The 16,119-nt window shown below is 70.3% G+C and carries 15 protein-coding genes; 7 read left to right on the forward strand and 8 right to left on the reverse strand.

The window, feature by feature from the left end:
- The 6 genes from AC07YS_RS26745 to AC07YS_RS26770 all read left to right on the forward strand — a co-directional run.
- On the forward strand, positions 1-1,364 hold a 1,364-nt coding region (locus AC07YS_RS26745; RefSeq protein ID WP_495269462.1), incomplete at its 5' end, for a DUF3100 domain-containing protein.
- Between the two features lie 146 nt (positions 1,365-1,510).
- Positions 1,511-2,680, forward strand: a complete 1,170-nt coding sequence (locus tag AC07YS_RS26750) for a M20 aminoacylase family protein (RefSeq protein ID WP_159274307.1) — start codon at positions 1,511-1,513, stop codon at positions 2,678-2,680.
- 4 nt (positions 2,681-2,684) lie between these two features.
- Entirely contained in the window at positions 2,685-4,070 is a 1,386-nt protein-coding gene (locus tag AC07YS_RS26755) for an L-serine ammonia-lyase (protein WP_489062326.1), read from the forward strand.
- Positions 4,071-4,185: 115 nt separating this feature from the next.
- Positions 4,186-5,295, forward strand: a complete 1,110-nt coding sequence (locus tag AC07YS_RS26760) for a serine hydrolase domain-containing protein (RefSeq protein ID WP_495269463.1) — start codon at positions 4,186-4,188, stop codon at positions 5,293-5,295.
- Positions 5,296-5,320: 25 nt separating this feature from the next.
- Positions 5,321-6,151, forward strand: a complete 831-nt coding sequence (locus tag AC07YS_RS26765) for an isocitrate lyase/PEP mutase family protein (RefSeq protein WP_495269464.1) — start codon at positions 5,321-5,323, stop codon at positions 6,149-6,151.
- A 10-nt stretch (positions 6,152-6,161) separates the two neighbouring features.
- Positions 6,162-6,746, forward strand: coding sequence for a uracil-DNA glycosylase family protein (locus AC07YS_RS26770; protein ID WP_495269465.1), 585 nt, complete (start codon positions 6,162-6,164; stop codon positions 6,744-6,746).
- Here the strand turns inward: AC07YS_RS26770 and AC07YS_RS26775 are convergent.
- Positions 6,727-8,397 (reverse strand): hypothetical protein, encoded by a 1,671-nt coding sequence (locus AC07YS_RS26775; RefSeq protein WP_495269466.1) that lies wholly within the window; start codon positions 8,395-8,397, stop codon positions 6,727-6,729. The genes AC07YS_RS26770 and AC07YS_RS26775 overlap by 20 nt on opposite strands.
- A gap of 64 nt (positions 8,398-8,461) precedes the next feature.
- Positions 8,462-8,656 carry a YjiS-like domain-containing protein gene (locus tag AC07YS_RS26780; protein ID WP_495269467.1) on the reverse strand — a complete coding sequence of 65 codons (195 nt, stop codon included), beginning with the start codon at positions 8,654-8,656 and terminating at the stop codon, positions 8,462-8,464.
- Positions 8,657-8,746: 90 nt separating this feature from the next.
- On the opposite strand from AC07YS_RS26780, the gene AC07YS_RS26785 reads away from it, so the two are divergent.
- Entirely contained in the window at positions 8,747-9,637 is an 891-nt protein-coding gene (locus tag AC07YS_RS26785) for a LysR family transcriptional regulator (RefSeq protein ID WP_062470400.1), read from the forward strand.
- Positions 9,638-9,643: 6 nt separating this feature from the next.
- Here the strand turns inward: AC07YS_RS26785 and AC07YS_RS26790 are convergent, their stop codons facing one another.
- From AC07YS_RS26790 to AC07YS_RS26815, 6 genes are all read right to left on the reverse strand, one after another.
- On the reverse strand, positions 9,644-10,297 hold the full coding sequence (locus AC07YS_RS26790) for an ANTAR domain-containing response regulator (protein WP_095948498.1): 654 nt from the start codon (positions 10,295-10,297) through the stop codon (positions 9,644-9,646).
- 69 nt (positions 10,298-10,366) lie between these two features.
- A complete protein-coding gene (locus AC07YS_RS26795; RefSeq protein ID WP_062470403.1) occupies positions 10,367-11,521 on the reverse strand; it encodes a transporter substrate-binding domain-containing protein in 1,155 nt (384 codons plus the stop codon).
- Between the two features lie 66 nt (positions 11,522-11,587).
- Positions 11,588-13,222 (reverse strand): nitric oxide reductase activation protein NorD, encoded by a 1,635-nt coding sequence (locus AC07YS_RS26800; protein ID WP_495269468.1) that lies wholly within the window; start codon positions 13,220-13,222, stop codon positions 11,588-11,590.
- Entirely contained in the window at positions 13,219-14,037 is an 819-nt protein-coding gene (locus AC07YS_RS26805; RefSeq protein ID WP_495269469.1) for a CbbQ/NirQ/NorQ/GpvN family protein, read from the reverse strand. Before AC07YS_RS26805 ends, AC07YS_RS26800 begins: the two co-directional genes overlap by 4 nt.
- Positions 14,034-15,044 carry an alpha/beta fold hydrolase gene (locus AC07YS_RS26810; RefSeq protein WP_495269470.1) on the reverse strand — a complete coding sequence of 337 codons (1,011 nt, stop codon included), beginning with the start codon at positions 15,042-15,044 and terminating at the stop codon, positions 14,034-14,036. Before AC07YS_RS26810 ends, AC07YS_RS26805 begins: the two co-directional genes overlap by 4 nt.
- 11 nt (positions 15,045-15,055) lie before the next feature.
- Positions 15,056-16,093 carry an aliphatic amidase gene (locus tag AC07YS_RS26815; protein WP_070061362.1) on the reverse strand — a complete coding sequence of 346 codons (1,038 nt, stop codon included), beginning with the start codon at positions 16,091-16,093 and terminating at the stop codon, positions 15,056-15,058.
- Between the last annotated feature and the right edge of the window lie 26 nt (positions 16,094-16,119).

The raw sequence follows: 16,119 nt of genomic DNA on the forward strand, positions 1-16,119 counted from the left end.
ATCCCGCCCCACCCATGACCTCCGCCGCCTCCACGATTGCAGCCGTCGCGCCGTCCACCGCCGCCGGCAAACTCAAGCTCCTCGTCGTCACCCTGGTCCTCGTGGCCGTGGCCGAACTCATCGGCCCGACGCAGTTCAGCGTCGGCCCCGGCAAGGTGGTGCTGCTGCCGATGCTGTGGGCACTGCTCATGGCCGCCGCCTGGGGCATCGCGCACCGGCGCGTGCCGGGCGTGGTGCGCGTGGCCACGGCGCAGCAGTCGCTGGCCGGCGGCCTGCTCAACGCGGGCCTGCTGCTGTTCGTGGTGAAGCTGGGCCTCACGGTCGGCGCCGCGCTGCCGCAGGTCAAGCAGGCCGGCTGGGCGCTGCTGTTCCAGGAGTTCGGCCATGCGCTGGGCACCCTGGCACTGGGCCTGCCGCTGGCGCTGCTGCTGGGCATCAAGCGCGAGGCCGTGGGCGCCACCTTCTCGGTGGGCCGCGAGGGCAACCTCGTGATCATCGGAGAGAAGTACGGCATGGCCTCGCCCGAAGGCCGCGGCGTGCTGGCCGAGTACATCACCGGCACCGTGCTGGGCGCGCTCTTCATCGCGGTGCTGGCGGGCTTCATCGCCAGCCTGCACATCTTCGACCCGCGCTCGCTGGCCATGGGCGCCGGCGTGGGCTCGGGCAGCCTGATGGCGGCGGCGCTGGGCGCCATCGCCGCGCAGAGCCCGCCCGAGATGCTGCCGCAGCTCACGGCGATTGCCGCCGCCTCGAACCTGCTGACCACCGTGGCCGGCTTCTACTTCACGCTGTTCCTGTCGCTGCCGCTGTGCTCGTGGCTCTACGGCAAGCTGGAGCCGGTGCTGGGCCGCTTCTCGAAGCATGGCGCACAACAGGGCGCCGCCGTGGACGCAGGCGCGAACGTCTCGAGCGCCGACGTGGCCCACGCCGCGCCGACCTCGCTGCGCGACACGCTGCTGGCCTGGCTGGTGGTGGGCGGCGGCGTGCTCATCGGCAATGCCGTGACCTACAAGGTGCCGGTGCTGGTGTCGCTCGAAGGCGTGCTCGCCGTGGTGGCGATTGCCGGCGCCGTCGAAGCCATCAAGCGCTTCGTGCCGCGCCTGCCGATGGTGCTGGTGCTGTCGGTGTTGGCCACCGTGGTCGGCATCCCGGGCCTGTTCCCGTTCTCCGACGCGCTGATCGCGATCACCGCCAAGCTCAACTTCCTGGCCTTCACCACGCCGGTGCTGGCGCTGGCCGGCTTCTCGGTCGCCAAGGACCTGCCCGTGTTCCGCCGCCTCGGCTGGCGCATCGTGGTGGTGTCGCTGACCGCGACGGCCGGCACCTTCCTCGGCGCCACGTTCATCGCCGAGTTCTTCCACTAGAAATAGAGCTCGCCCCCAGGCTACGCGCACTTCGTGTCGCTTCGCCAACCCCCTACCGGGGGCAACACCAGCGGCCCGGCAAAGCCGGTTCCGCGGTGTTCCCCGAAAAGACCGTTTCGTTTCATCCCACTCCACGAGATCACGCCATGTACCGCGACCCCGAGATTGCCGAAGACACCCGTGCCCGCATGCTCAGCTGGCGCCGCGACATCCACGCCAACCCCGAGACCGCCTTCGAAGAGCACCGCACCGCCAACGTGGTGGCCAACGCGCTGATGCTCATGGGCCTGCCCGTGCACCGCGGCCTGGCCGGCACCGGCGTGGTCGGCACGCTGAAGAACGGCGACGGCCCCAGCATCGCGCTGCGCGCCGACCTCGACGCGCTCAACATGCAGGAGCTGGGCACGCAGGCCCATGCCTCGAAGTGCGTCGGCAAGATGCACGCCTGCGGCCACGACGGCCACACGGCGATGCTGCTGGGCGCGGCCGAGCACCTGTCGCGCCACAAGCCCTTCCAGGGCACGGTGCACTTCGTGTTCCAGCCCGCCGAAGAAAACGAAGGCGGCGGTCGCGTGATGGTGGAAGAGGGCCTGTTCGAGCAGTTCCCGGCCGACGCCGTCTACGGCATGCACAACTTCCCGAGCCTGCCGCGCGGGCGCTTCGCGATCCGCAAGGGCACGATGACGGCCTTTCTCGACACCTTCGAGATCGTCATCACCGGCAAGGGCGCCCACGGCGCCATGCCCGAGACCGGCATCGACTCGGTGGTGATCTCGGCCCAGCTCATCAACGCGCTGCAGACCATCGTGAGCCGGCGCACCGGCGCCACCGACGCGGCCGTGGTCAGCGTCACGCAGATCCACGGCGGCGACACCTGGAACGTCATTCCCGAAACCGTGGTGCTGCGCGGCACCGTGCGCACGCTCGACGCCGCCATCCAGGACAAGACCCAGGCGGCGATGCAGCAGATCTGCGACGGCGTGGCCGCCACGCATGGCGCCAAGGTGGCGCTGGAGTACCGCCGCGGCTACCCCGGCGTGGTCAACACGCCGGCCGAGACCGACGCGGCCATCGCGGCGGCGGCCAGCCTGGTCGAGCTCGAGCAGGTGCACACCGACATCCCGCCGGCCATGGGCTCGGAAGACTTCGCCTTCATGCTGCAGAAGCGCCCCGGCGCCTACATCGGCATCGGCGCGGGCGAGGGCCCGAACGACCCGAACGTGCACAACCCGTACTACGACTTCAACGACAACATCCTCCCGCTGGGTGCGGCCTACTGGGTGGCGCTGGTCAAACAGCAGCTTCCGGTCGCATGATGCGCTGATGCTCTCCGCCTTCGACATCTTCAAGATCGGCATCGGGCCGTCCAGTTCGCACACCGTCGGGCCGATGCGCGCGGCGCTGCTGTTCGCGCAATCGCTCGAACGGCGCGGCCTGCTCGCGCAGGTGGCGCGCCTGCACGTCGACCTGTTCGGCTCACTCGGCGCCACCGGCCACGGCCACGCGACCGACCAGGGCGTGATCCTGGGCCTCTTCGGCGACGCCCCCGACACCGTGCGGCCCGAGACCGTGCAGCCGCGCCTCGACGCGCTGCGCCGCACCGGCCAGCTGAGCCTGCTGGGCACCACGCCCATCGCCTTCGACCGCGTGCGCGACATCGCCTTTCGCGGCGAGGAATCGCTGCCCGAGCACCCGAACGCGATGCGCTTCACCGCCTTCGCGGCCGACGGCGCCGTGCTGGCCGAAGGCACCTACTTCTCGGTCGGCGGCGGCTTCGTTGTCGAGGGCGGGCAGGCGGTGGCGCAGACGGCAGCCGCCGCAGCGGCCGTGCCGCATCCCTTCACGACCGGCGACGAACTCATGGCGCAGTGCCGCGCGCACGGCATCTCCGTGGCCACGCTGGTGCTGCGCAACGAATGCGTGTGGCGGCCCGAGGCCGAGGTGCGCGCGGGCCTGCTGCGCATCTGGGGCGTGATGCAGCAGTGCGTGCAGCGCGGCTTCGGCATCGACAACCCGCTGGCCGCGCAGGCGCTGCCCGGCCCGCTGCGCATGCGCCGCCGTGCGCCCGAGCTGCACCGCGAGCTGCTGGCGCAGGCCGGCGCGGCCGATCCGCTCGCGGCCATGGACTGGGTCAACGCCTTCGCGATGGCGGTGAACGAGGAGAACGCGGCCGGGGGCCGTGTCGTCACCGCGCCCACCAACGGCGCGGCCGGCGTGGTGCCCGCCGTGATGCACTACTACCAGCGCTTCGTGCCGCAGGCCAGCGACGAGGGCATCGTCGACTTCCTTCTCACCGCCGCGGCCATCGGCATGCTCTACAAGACCAACGCCTCCATCTCGGGCGCCGAGGTCGGCTGCCAGGGCGAGGTGGGCGTGGCCTGCTCGATGGCGGCCGGCGCGCTCGCCGCCGTGCTCGGCGCCACGCCCGCGCAGGTCGAGAACGCGGCCGAGATCGGCATGGAGCACAACCTGGGCCTGACCTGCGACCCGGTCGGCGGCATGGTGCAGATTCCCTGCGTGGAGCGCAACGCGATGGGCGCCGTGAAGGCTATCAACGCCTCGCGCATGGCGCTGCGCGGCGACGGCAGCCACTACGTCTCGCTCGACGCCGTGATCCGCACCATGAAGCAGACCGGCGAGGACATGAAGTCCACGTACAAGGAGACCTCGCTGGGGGGGCTTGCGGTCAACGTCGTGGAGTGCTGAGGCAGCAAGGCTGGCGTCGCTGCGTCAGAATGCGAGGCTCGTCGCGCCGGGCCCCGCAGCCCCCAGGTTTCCACGTCGTTTCCAAGGCGCACGACTTTCAGGAGTCGAGATGCCCATGGCCGGTCTTCCGCGCAGTTTCTTGCCCGGCGTGTTGCGCACCGCGCTGTCTGCCGTGCTGCTGCTGTGCGCCGCGCACGCCGTGCCCGCGGCCGGCGTGTTCCCCGCCGCGCAATGGGCCACCCCGAGCGTGGCTGAACCGAGCCACTGGTCCGAAGCGAAGCTCAAGGTGGCCGATGCGTTTGCCGCATCGATCAAGTCCGACGCCTACCTCGTGATCGACAAGGGCGTGCTCGTGCATGCCTACGGCGACATCGACAAGCCGATGAACCTGGCCTCGGTGCGCAAGAGCGTGCAGAGCGTGCTCTACGGCATTCACGTCGGCCGCGGCGAGATCGACCTGGACCAGACGCTGGGCCAGCTCGGCATCGGCGACAAGGACGGGCTCAGCGACACCGAACGCACGGCCACCGTGCGGCAGCTGCTGCAGCTGCGCTCGGGTGTCTACCATCCGGCCGCCTACGAGACCCCCCAGGCCAAGGCCGAGCGACCGGCCCGGGGCAGCCATGCGCCGGGTGAGTTCTGGTACTACAACAACTGGGACGCCAACGTGCTGGGCACCATCTTCGAACGCCGCACCGGACGCAGCGTCTTCGAGGCGCTGAGGACCGACCTGGCCGAACCGCTGCAGTTCCAGGATTTCCGCTACCCGCAGGACACCGAGTCCCGGCTCGAACGCAGCTCCGAGCACCCGGCCCAGGTGATGCATCTGTCGGCGCGCGACCTGGCCCGCATCGGCCTGCTGATGGCGCGCGACGGCATGTGGCACGACAAGCGCATCGTCCCGGCCGGCTGGGTGACCGAAAGCACCACCTCGTACACGACCGTCGGACCCGGCTGGAGCGGCTATGGCTATCTGTGGTGGGTGCCGCTCAAGGGCTTCCCGTTCTGGCAGCGCGGGCCTAACCAGTTGCTCCTGGCCGTGGGTGCCGGCGGCCAGTTCATGATGGTCGATCGCAAGCGCGACCTCGTCGTGGTGCACCGTGTCGACAACAGCAAGGGCTGGTTCCAACGCAGCGAGGTCCGCACCGACCAGTTCGCCGTGCTCGCGGCACACATCCTCGCGGCTGCACCGGTGCCCGCACCTGTGGCCGCAACCCCTCCCTGAACCCCGAAGGAAAGATGAGGCTCTCATGACCCGCTCCATCGCGCAGAAGCGCGCAGACTTTCGCGCGCTTCACACCCAAGGCTGCTTCGTTATTCCCAACCCCTGGGACACCGGCAGCGCGCGCTACCTCGAAGGCCTGGGCTACCAGGCGCTGGCCACCACCAGCTCGGGCTTCGCGTGGTCGCAGGGCCATGCCGACGGCGCCCTGTCGCGCGACCAGATCCTCGCGCACCTGCGTGAACTCGTGGCCGCCACCGACCTGCCGGTGAACGCCGACTTCGAGAACGGCTTCGCCGCCGACGCGCAGGGCGTGGCCGAGAGCGTGCGGCTCGCGGTCGAGACCGGCGTGGCGGGCCTGTCGATCGAGGATTCGACGGGCAACCCCGGCGACCCGCTGTTCCCCATCGGCGTGGCGGTCGAGCGCCTGCGCGCTGCGCGCCGGGCCATCGACGCGGCGGGCGGCGACACGCTGCTCGTGGGCCGCGCCGAGAACTTCTTTGCCAACCGCCCCGACCTGGACGACGCCATCGCACGCCTGCGTGCGTACGCCGAGGCCGGCGCCGACTGCCTCTACGCGCCCGGCATCAAGACGCGCGAGCAGATCGCCGCCGTGGTGGCCGCCGTCGCGCCCAAGCCGGTCAACCTGCTGGTCGGCGCGACCAGCGAGCTCACGATGGCGGACATCGCCGCGCTCGGCGTGCGCCGCGTGAGCGTGGGCGGCGGCATGGCGCGCGCGGCCTGGGGCGGCTTCATCCGTGCCGCGCGCACGCTGGCCGAAGAGGGCCGCTTCGACGGCTTTGCCGATGCCACGCCGGGCACCGAGCTGAACGCCTTCTTCCGTCCGTTCGCTGACTAGCTCCAACGTCGTGGATGCGCTGCTCGCCGAGATCCGCGCCTGCCGCGCATGCGAGGCGCATCTGCCGCTGGGGCCGCGCCCGATCGTGCAGGCCAGTGCGAGCGCACGGCTGCTGATCGTCGGCCAGGCGCCCAGCCTCACGGTGCACCAGACCGGCGTGCCGTGGAACGACAAGAGCGGCGACCAGCTGCGCCGCTGGCTCGGCATCGACCGCGAGGTGTTCTACGACGCGACGCGCATCGCGATCGTGCCCATGGGCTATTGCTACCCGGGCCGTGGCAAGAGCGGTGACCTGCCACCGCGCAAGGAGTGCGCGCCGCTGTGGCACGACCGCCTGCTGGCACAGATGCCGCACATCGCGCTGACCTTGCTCATCGGCCAGTACGCGCAGCGCCACTTCCTCGGCAAGACCGCGCGCGGCGGCGTGACGGAGACCGTCGAGGCCTTTGCGGACTACGCGCCGCGCTTCGTCCCGCTGCCGCATCCGTCGCCGCGCAACACCGCGTGGTTCCAGCACCATCCGTGGTTCGAGAACGACGTGTTGCCGGTGCTGCGCGAGCGCGTGCAGCAGGCGCTCAGCGCGCCTTCTTCCTAGGGGCCGACGGCCTCCTTGGCGGTTTGGCTTCGAGCACCAGCTCGGCCGGCAGCGCATCGTTCCACGACTCGGTGAAGTAGGCGCGGTCGCTCGGCACCAGCTGCGGCAGCACTTCGCGCAGCAGGCCCAGCGAGTGCTCGGCCGCTTTCAGGTCGCCCGCGTGCGCCGCGTACCACGCGTGCTCGAACAGCAGGCTGCCCTGCTGCAGGCCGGGGTAGCGGCGTCGCCCCGCTTGGTGGTCGGCCAGCCGCGCCTGCGCCACGTCGACCCAGCGTGCGGGCCAGTTCGCGGTGTCGAAGGCGTCGGCGAGCGGGCCCGCGAGCTTCGACATGGCGGCCGGGTCGAGCGGCTTCTGCGCGCGGAACTGCGCGAGCGTGGGTTGCGCGTCGGGCCGGCAGTGGCCGCGCGCGATGCGCATCAGGTAGATCGCGTTCCACGCCGAGCGGCCCTGGCCGTCGGTGTGGCCGCACAGCCATTCGCTGAAGGCGATCCACTGCACCGCGCGGCGCGTGGTGTCGGCCCGGTGGCCGTCGTGCGCGAGCGCCGGCAGGTCGCCCAGGCCCACGCGGTCGAACAGCCACGCGGCCATGCCCATGTTGGCCGCCACGTGCTGCGCGGCGTCGAAGGAGTGCGACTCGAAGGCCGCGGCCAGCGCCTCGCCGAAGCGCTGCAGCGACTCTTCGGCCAGCGCCGCAGCAGCCGGGCGGTCGTCGGCGGCCAGCGCGAGGGCGCGCGAGCGGCAGGCCAGCGCCCACAGGTTGCACCACTCGAAGCGCACGTCGGGGTGGTGGCGCAGCACCAGCGCGCGCGCCGGGTCTTGCGCCATGCCGCCCAGCAGCGACTGCGCCAGCGGCAGGTCGCGCGCGGTGTAGGCGCACCAGGCCGAGACGATGCACTCCATCGCGCCCAGGTAGTCGTTGCCCGCCACGTGGTGCGCGAGCCGCTGTTTCTTGAGCGCCTGCAGCCGGCGGCGCGCCTGTTCGTTGTCGCCGAGCCGGCGCCACAGCATGGCCTCGTTGAGCGTGACCAGCGCGCGCTGGAAGTCGCTCGCGGCCAGCGTGCCGGCCAGTCGGATGGACTCGAGCGCGCTGCCGCCGGTTCCGCCCGCCACCGGCGACATGAGCCGGCCTTGCCGCGCGGCCTGCTGCGAGGCGACCAGCTGCTTCCAGAAGGCGGCGTCCTGCAGGTGCACGGCGTCGGGCGGCGTGATCGTGTCGACGGCCTGCGCCTTGCGGGCGCGCAGGCCGAGGAACGACGCCACCTCGGCGGCGGTCGCCGGGCGGTTGTCCACGAGCAGGCGCAGGCGCTTGGCCTGCGCGGCCGGCAGCCAGAACGGACCCTGGCTGCGCCGCTCGGCGTTGAGAAAGCGCGGCTCGCGCTGCAGGTCTTCGCCCCAGCCGACCTCCAGGCCCCAGGCCTTGAAGTCGCGGAACGCGCGGCTCACGACCATGCGCAGCGTGCTGGCGTCGGACACCTCGCCGCGCAGGTCGGCCAGCCGCACGACGCCGCTGCCGCCGCCATGGGCATGGGCATGGGCGTGCTGCATGCGCACCAGCAGCCACAGCGACTGGAAGGCCGCGCGCCGTCCGTCGACGGACTGCGGCGAGGTGAGTTCGATGGAAAGAAGGGCAGGGGAGGCGGTGGAGGGCACGCCCCGGATTGAACCTCAAATTGCCCGCGGCTTCCTGAAGAAACCGCAGGCGGGGCCGGGCGGCTCAGTAGCGGTTGCGGTCGACCAGCTCGGGCACTTCGCTGCGGCCGATGCCCAGGTCGCGCAGGTCGTGGTCGCTCATGCCGGCCAGCAGCAGCACGTCGTCGCGGGCGCGGCGGCGTGTCACGGCGCGGCGGCGCCAGTTGTGCAGGGCGTGCAGCAGGCGTTGATGAAAAGACGGTGGCTTCGTCGCGGTCACGGTGGGCTCCTGGTAGGGGAGCGCTCATCTTCCGGCGGCGCGTGCTATTGTGGAAGTTGAGATTTCTGACACCTTCAATCAGCATTCCTGATGCGACAGCTCAACCTCGACCAACTGCGCACCCTCATCGCCATCGCCGACCTGGGCACTTTCTCGGCGGCGGCGCAGGCGCTGCACCTGGCGCAGCCCACCGTGAGCCTGCACATCAGCGAGCTCGAATCGCGCCTGGGCGCGCAGCTGGTGGTGCGCGGCAACCGCCGCGTCACGCCCACCGCGGCCGGCGCGGCGCTGGTCGAGCGTGGGCGCAAGCTGTTGCGCGACACCGACGAGGCGGTGGAGGCCGTCAAGCGCCAGGCCGAGGGCCGCACGGGCCGCGTGCGGCTGGGCACCTCCACCGGCGTGGTGGTCGACCTGCTGCCGCAGGTGCTCGAGGCGCTGGGCGTGGGCCATGCGGGCATCGACGTCGAGGTGAGCATCCTCGGCTCGGCCGAGGCGATGGCGCGGCTGGCGGCGGGCACGCTCGACATCGGCCTGGTGGCGATGCCGCAGCCGCCGCAGCGCGACCTGGTGGTCACGCCGTGGCGCACGCAGCCCATGATGGCCTTCGTGCCGCCGCGCTGGAAGGCGCCCAAGCGCGCCACGCCGGCCTGGCTGGCGACGCAGCCGCTGATCTTCAACGACGCGACCACGCACATGTACCGGCTGTCGATGGAGTGGTTTGCCGCGGCCGGTTTTGCGCCGCGCGCGCGCATCGAGCTCAACTACGACGCGGCGATCCGCAGCCTGGTGGCGGCGGGCTATGGCGCGGCGCTGCTGCCGCTGCAGCAGACCACCGACGCGGCGCTCAACGAGCGCATGCAGATCGTGCCGGTCACGCCCAAGCTCACGCGCCGCCTGGGCATCGCGCACCGCCCGCATGCCACGCTCGACGGCGCCACGCAGAGCGTGTTGAAGGTGCTGACGGCGTTCCGCCAGCTCTGAGGGCCGTCAGCCCGGCCCGGGCTTGGGGCCGCGCGTGCCCAGCGAGAGGATCTCGTTGGCGTTGACGATGGCCGCGGCAATGTCTTCCATGGTGGTGCGTTTGCTCATGGCCTGTTCGCGGATCAGGTCGTGGGCCTGGCCTTCGGACACGTCGTGCGTCTTCATGAGGATGCTCTTGGCCTCGGCCAGCTGGCGCACGCCGAGCAGCTTGGCCTCGGTCTTGCGCAGGCGCCGCGCGAGCGAGCGGCTTTCCTTGTGCGCTTCGCGCGCGACCACCAGCGCCGACAGCAGGCCGAACGAGCGCACCGGCGACGGCAGCACGGCCTTGGCGCGGATCTCGAGCACGGCCTCGACGATGGTCGGGTTCTCGTAGGTCACGACGGCGATGACGGCGGGGGCGTCCTCGCTCTGGGTCCATTCGAAGCGCAGGTTGATGAAGTCGGGCTGCACGGCCATGAAGGCCACGTCGATGCCCTCGGGCAGGTGCTGCACGGGCGGCCAGAAGGCCTGCACCTGGCAGCCGATGCGTTGCAGTTGCTGGGTGAGCTGCCGGCCGTCTGCGTCGTCGGGGTGGATCACCGCGATCTTCAGCAGCCGCAGCTCCTTGAGCTGCGGTGGCGTCACCCGCAGGGTGTGTCGCTTGGGGGCTGTGCTGTCCACGGTCAGGTCTTTCGCGGGACGCGCCTTGAAGCCTCGCCGGCAACGGGAAGAAAGCAGCGCGACCTCATCCTAGAGCTCCAACGCATCGAGCCGCGCCGTCCAGTCGCCCAGCGAGTGCGTGACGAGGTACGGGTCCGGGTACACCGGGCGCGTCGCCTGGCGCACGATGGTGAACTGCCCGTGCGCGTCGACGCGGCCGATGCGCGGGTACAGGCAGGTGTGGTGGTTGGTCGGGTCGATCTTCACGCGGCCCTGCGGCGCATCGAACTCGCTGCCCAGGATGTGCGGCAGGATCTCCGCGATGCCGTCGGTGCCCGCCTGCCGGAAGGCGTTGGCGAAGATGTGCATCTGGAAGTACGAGGCCTCCCAGCACAGGTTGGGCACGCAGCCGTCGCCGAAGCGCGCGCGCAGACGCGCCAGGCAACGCTGGTTGGCGGGCGAGTCGATCGACTGGAAATACGGCGCCGCCGTGAAATGGCCGGTGGCCACGCCAGGGCCCATCTGCGAGATCTCGGCCTCCGAGGTGGTGAGGCTCGAGATGGGCATCGTCTTCGGGTCGAAGCCGGCTTCGGCATAGGCGCGGTACAGGCTCGCGGTGGAATCGCCCACCACCGTCGAGAAGATGAAGTCGGGCCGCTTGTCGCGGATGTCGTCCATGATCGCGCGGTAGTCCTTCTCGGTGGCGTCCAGCGCCACGTAGCGCTCGCCGAGTTTTTCACTGCCGGGGCGCTGCATCACCAGCTCGCCCATGATGCGGTTCGACTCGTAGGGGTAGATGTAGTCGGAGCCGATCAGGTACACGCGCGCACCGAAGTTCGTGGTCATGAACTCGGCCAGCTGCACGCTGTTCTGGTTGGGCGCCGCGCCGGTGTAGATCACGTTGCCCGAGTACTCGAAGCCTTCGTACAGCGTGGGGTAGAACAGCAGCTTGTTCCACTTCTCGATCACCGGGATCACGGCCTTGCGGCTGCTCGACATGTAGCAGCCGAAGAGCACGTTCACGCGGTCCTGCACGATCAGCCGCTCGGCCAGCTGGGCGTAGCGCACGGGGTTCGATTGCGGGTCGTAGCGCACGGCCACGAGTTCGCGGCCGTCGACGCCGCCGGCCGCGTTGATCTCCTCGATGGCCAGCAGCGCGCCCTGCAGCTGCGACAGGCCGATGGTCGAGGTGACGCCGGTCTCGGAATACAGAATGCCGACGCGAAGAGGGTCCCTGTCAGCCACTGGGGTGTCTCCTGGATGTGTGGGCCCTCATTGTGTGCTCCTCCCTGGCTTTCTTCATTCGGTCGGTCAATGGGCGGCGGCCAGCCGCGTGCTCATGCGGGCCAGCCGCGCGGGCAGGCTGCGCGCGTCGTCGGCGATGCAATAGTTGCGCCAGCCGAAGATGCGCCGCACGTACGCGTCGGCCGCGCCGTCCACCGCGATGCAGGCGCTGCGCACGCCGGCGTCGCGCGCCTCGGCCACGGCCTGGCGGGCGTCTTCGATCAGGTACTTCGGGTCGTGCACGTCGATGTCCGACGGCGCACCGTCGGTCACCAGCAGGATCGCGCGCGGCCCCGCCGGCTCGGCCTGCAGGTGCGAGGCCGCATGGCGCAGCGCGGCGCCCATGCGCGTGGAGTAGCGACCGCGCACCGCGCCGATCATGGCGCGCGAGGGCGCGGCCAGCGGCTGGCCGAATTCGAGCAGGCGGTAGTAGTACACCTCGGCGCGCGTGTTCGACGAGAAGCCGTGGATGGCGAGCCGGTCGATGCCGCGCGCGTTCGAGGCGGCCAGCAGCAGCGCGGCCTGCTTCTCCAGGTCGAGCAGCGAAACGGCGCCGTCGCCGTGGCCCGCGTCGTTGGCCGACTCGGAGAGGTCGAGCAGCACCAGCACGCTCGACGGGCGCGGCCCCTTGCCGGGGCGCATGAACAGCCGCGCATCGGGCCGCAGGCGCAGGCGGCGATCGACCAGCACCTCGATGGCCGCGTTGAGGTCGATGTCGTCGCCTTCCCACTGCCGGCGCAGGCGGTGCGTGCGGTCGAGGTGGCGCGCGCGGGGCAGGGCGAGCGGCACGATGCGCTCGTTGCCCGCTGCTCCCGAGGTGTCCGCCGCGCCCAGGCCCTGCCACGCGGGCAGCTTCTCGATCACCGTGCACCAGTCGGGGCGCAGGCGCTCCTGCGTGCGGTCCCATTCGGGGTAGGTGTAGCGGCCGAGCTCCATGTCGGCGATGCCTTCGGGTGGCGTGTCGTTGCCTTCGTTCGGTGCATCGGAAGGTGGCGGTGGCCGCACGCCCGTCTGCTGCAGCGCGATGGCTTCGTCGGGCGGTGTCTCGGCCTCGCCGAAGTCCCACAGGTAGCTGTTGTCGTCGCGCCAGGGCGCGGGCACGGCGTAGTCCTGCGGCTCGAAGCGCACGCGCATCTGGCCCAGGTCGTTGGCGAGGATCGAGGCGACGGCGCGGAAGGCGTCGTAGTCTTCCAGCCCCGCGCGCGAGGCGGTCTCGTCGAACAGGCGGCGCGCCTTGTTCACCCAGTGGTTGTCGTCCTGCGCCTCGGCGAGCAGCAGCACGCGGTCCATGCGCGCGACCAGCGCGGCAAAGCGCAGGTCCAGCGGATCGGGCGCCGGCGGCAGCGCGGCAGCGAACCAGCCGTGCAGGCCGGGAAAGTCGCGGCACAGCAGCCGCTCGACGCGCGCATCTTCAAGGGCCGAGACCACCGCGATGCCCATGGGCTTGAGTGCGCGCGCCGGTCGCGCAGGCGTCGAGTGGCGCAGGTGCGCGACCGCATGCGCGACCATCGCGCGGTGCAGGCGCACGGCCTCGTCGCCCCCGGGCAGCAGCAGCCGGCGCCCCGTGAGCACCGCGCGTGCACCGGCCAGCGGCTGCACGTCGACATCGACGCCGGCCAGCCCGCGCGCCAGCAGCGAGAGGGCGCCGTGCCCGTCGTTCATCCGAACTGCGCCTCGACAAAGCCCTGCAGCGCGCTGGCCATGTCGGGGTCGTCGGTGAGGGCGCGTGTCATCGTCATGTCGCAGCTGTCGCGCGGCGCCACGCCGTCGCGGATCAGCACGCCCGCGTAGATCAGCATGCGCGTCGACACGCCCTCGTCGAGCCCGCGGTGCTTGAGCTCGCGCGAGCAGTGCGCAATGGCCACCAGCTTCGCGGCGAGCGCGGGGTCGACACCGGCCTCGTGCGCAACGATCTCCGCTTCGAGCGCGCCGTCGGGGTAGTCGAACTCCAGCGCCGCGAAGCGCTGGCGCGTCGAGGGTTTCATGTCCTTCGCGCTGCTCTGGTAGCCGGGGTTGTACGACACCACCAGCTGGAAGTCGGGGTGCGCCTGCACCAGCTCGCCCTTCTTGTCCAGCGGCAGGATGCGGCGCGCGTCGGTCAGCGGGTGGATCACCACCGTGGTGTCCTGCCGCGCCTCCACCACCTCGTCGAGGTAGCAGATGCCGCCGTGGCGCACTGCGAGCGTCAGCGGCCCGTCGTGCCAGGCCGTGCCGTTCGCGTCGAGCAGGTAGCGGCCCACGAGGTCCGACGCCGTCATGTCCTCGTTGCAGGCGAGCGTGACCAGCGGCCGCCCGAGCGACCACGCCATGTGCTCCACGAAGCGCGTCTTGCCGCAGCCCGTCGGCCCTTTCAGGATCAGCGGCATGCGGTGGCGGTACGCGTGCCGGTACAGCGCCACCTCGTGGCCCGCGGGCCGGTAGAAGGGCTCGGTCTCGATGCGGTAGGCGGCGAGCGGATCGTGCACGGGAGCATTCATGGCGTGGCGAGCAGTTCCTTGAGGGCGTTGTCGATGAAGCGGGTGTCGACAGGGCTGCTGCCGCCGCCCGCGAAGTGGCCCCACACGCCGGGGATCGGGCGGCACTCGGCGTTCGGCATGTGCGACACCTCCCATGCGTTGTCGGCCACGGGAAAGTACAGGTCGCGCTCGGCCGGCATCACGATCGCGCGCGCCTGGATGGCGCCCAGTGCCTTCTTGAAGTCGCCCTTGAACACCGGGTTGTCGCTGATGTCGCCGTGCTGCCACGACCACAGCATCGCCAGCAGGTTGTTGGCGTCCTTCTTCAGGAAAAAGCCTTCCCAGTAGCCGACGAGGAAATCTTCGAGCGAGCTGAAGCCCAGCTCGCGCCACAGCTGCTGCATGTAGAAGGGCTGCGACAGGCCCCAGCCCGCGTACACGCGGCCCACCGCGCGCAGCCCCGTGGTCGGCGGCGTGGTGTACCAGCCGCCGTTCCACGCGGCATCGGCCGTGAGCGCGGCCTTCACGCCTTCGAGGAACACGATGTTGTGCGGCGCCGTCTTCGCCGAACCGCAGAAGGGTGCGATGCGCTTCACCATCTCGGGGTAGAGGCATCCCCACTGGTTGGTCTGCTGCGCACCCATCGACCAGCCCACCACCAGCGCGAGTTGTTCGATGCCGAACTGCTCGGTCACCAGCCGGTGCTGCAGCGTCACGTTGTCGTAGAGCGTGACGTCCGGAAAGCGCGCCAGGTTGTAGGGCTCGGGCGTGTTGCTCGGCGAGGACGACAGCCCGTTGCCCAGCATGTTGGGCACGATGATGAAGTACTTCGCCGGGTCCAGCGCCATGCCGGGACCGATGAGCCATTCGTTGTCGGGGTGCTGGCCCGAGTACCAGGTCGGATAGACGATGGCGTTGCTCTTCTGTGCGTTGAGCGTGCCGTAGGTCTTGTAGGCGAGCTTCGCGCCGCGCAGGGTGGCCCCCCGCTGCAGCGCGACATCGCCGAGTTCGAAGATGTCGTGGTCCATGGGGCGGCGCGTCAGCGGTGCTTGGCCGGCTCGTTCGGAATGCCCTCGATCGGGCATTCGGGCGTACCGACCGTGGTGCGCGTGAACGACTCCACCATCTCGCGCGTGCCTTCAGGGTCGTTGATCCACTGCGTGTAGAAGTTGTAGGGGCAGGCCGCCACGCCCTTGTCGCCGTCGCCCGAGTTGATGGTGCCGGTGTAGCCGCGGTGCACCAGCTTGAACAGGTGGTTCTGCGACTGGCCGTTCTTCCGCGCGTCGCGGATCAGGCCCATCGACAGCTCGGCGTAGTTGATGCCCATCTCTTCCTCGCCGCATTCGCCGAGCGTGCGGCCGTCGAAGCCGATGAGCGCCGAGTGGCCGAAGTACGAGTACACGCCGTCGAAGCCGGCCGCGTTGGCCACCGCCACGTAGGTGTTGTTCATGAAGGCCATGGCCTTGGAGACCATGATCTGCTGCTCCTTGGCCGGGTACATGTAGCCCTGGCAGCGGATGATGAGTTCGGCGCCGCGCATCGCGCAGTCGCGCCAGATCTCGGGGTAGTTGCCGTCGTCGCAGATGATCAGGCTCATCTTCATGCCCTTGGGGCCTTCGCTCACGTAGGTGCAGTCGCCCGGGTACCAGCCCTCGATGGGCACCCACGGCATGATCTTGCGGTACTTCTGGACGATCTCGCCCTGGTTGTTCATGAGGATCAGCGTGTTGTAGGGCGCCTTGTTCGGGTGCTCCTCGTGGCGCTCGCCGGTGAGCGAGAACACGCCCCATACGTTGGCGCGGCGGCAGGCGTCCGCGAAGATCGCGGTCTCCTCGCCGGGGATGGCCGACGCGGTGTCGTACATCTCCTTGGCGTCGTACATGATCCCGTGCGTGGAGTACTCGGGAAAGATCACCAGGTCCATGCCCGGCAGGCCTTTCTTCATGCCGACCAGCATCTCGCCGATCTTGCGTGCGTTGTCCAGCACCTCGGCCTTGGTGTGCAGGCGGGGCATCTTGTAGTTGACGACCGCGACGCCGACGCAATCGTTGCTGCTCGAAATATCACCATGTCTCATGACGCTGCTCCTGAAGGGGTGGTTGA

Source organism: Variovorax sp. GW458-11-26-14-LB1, assembly GCF_059423965.1.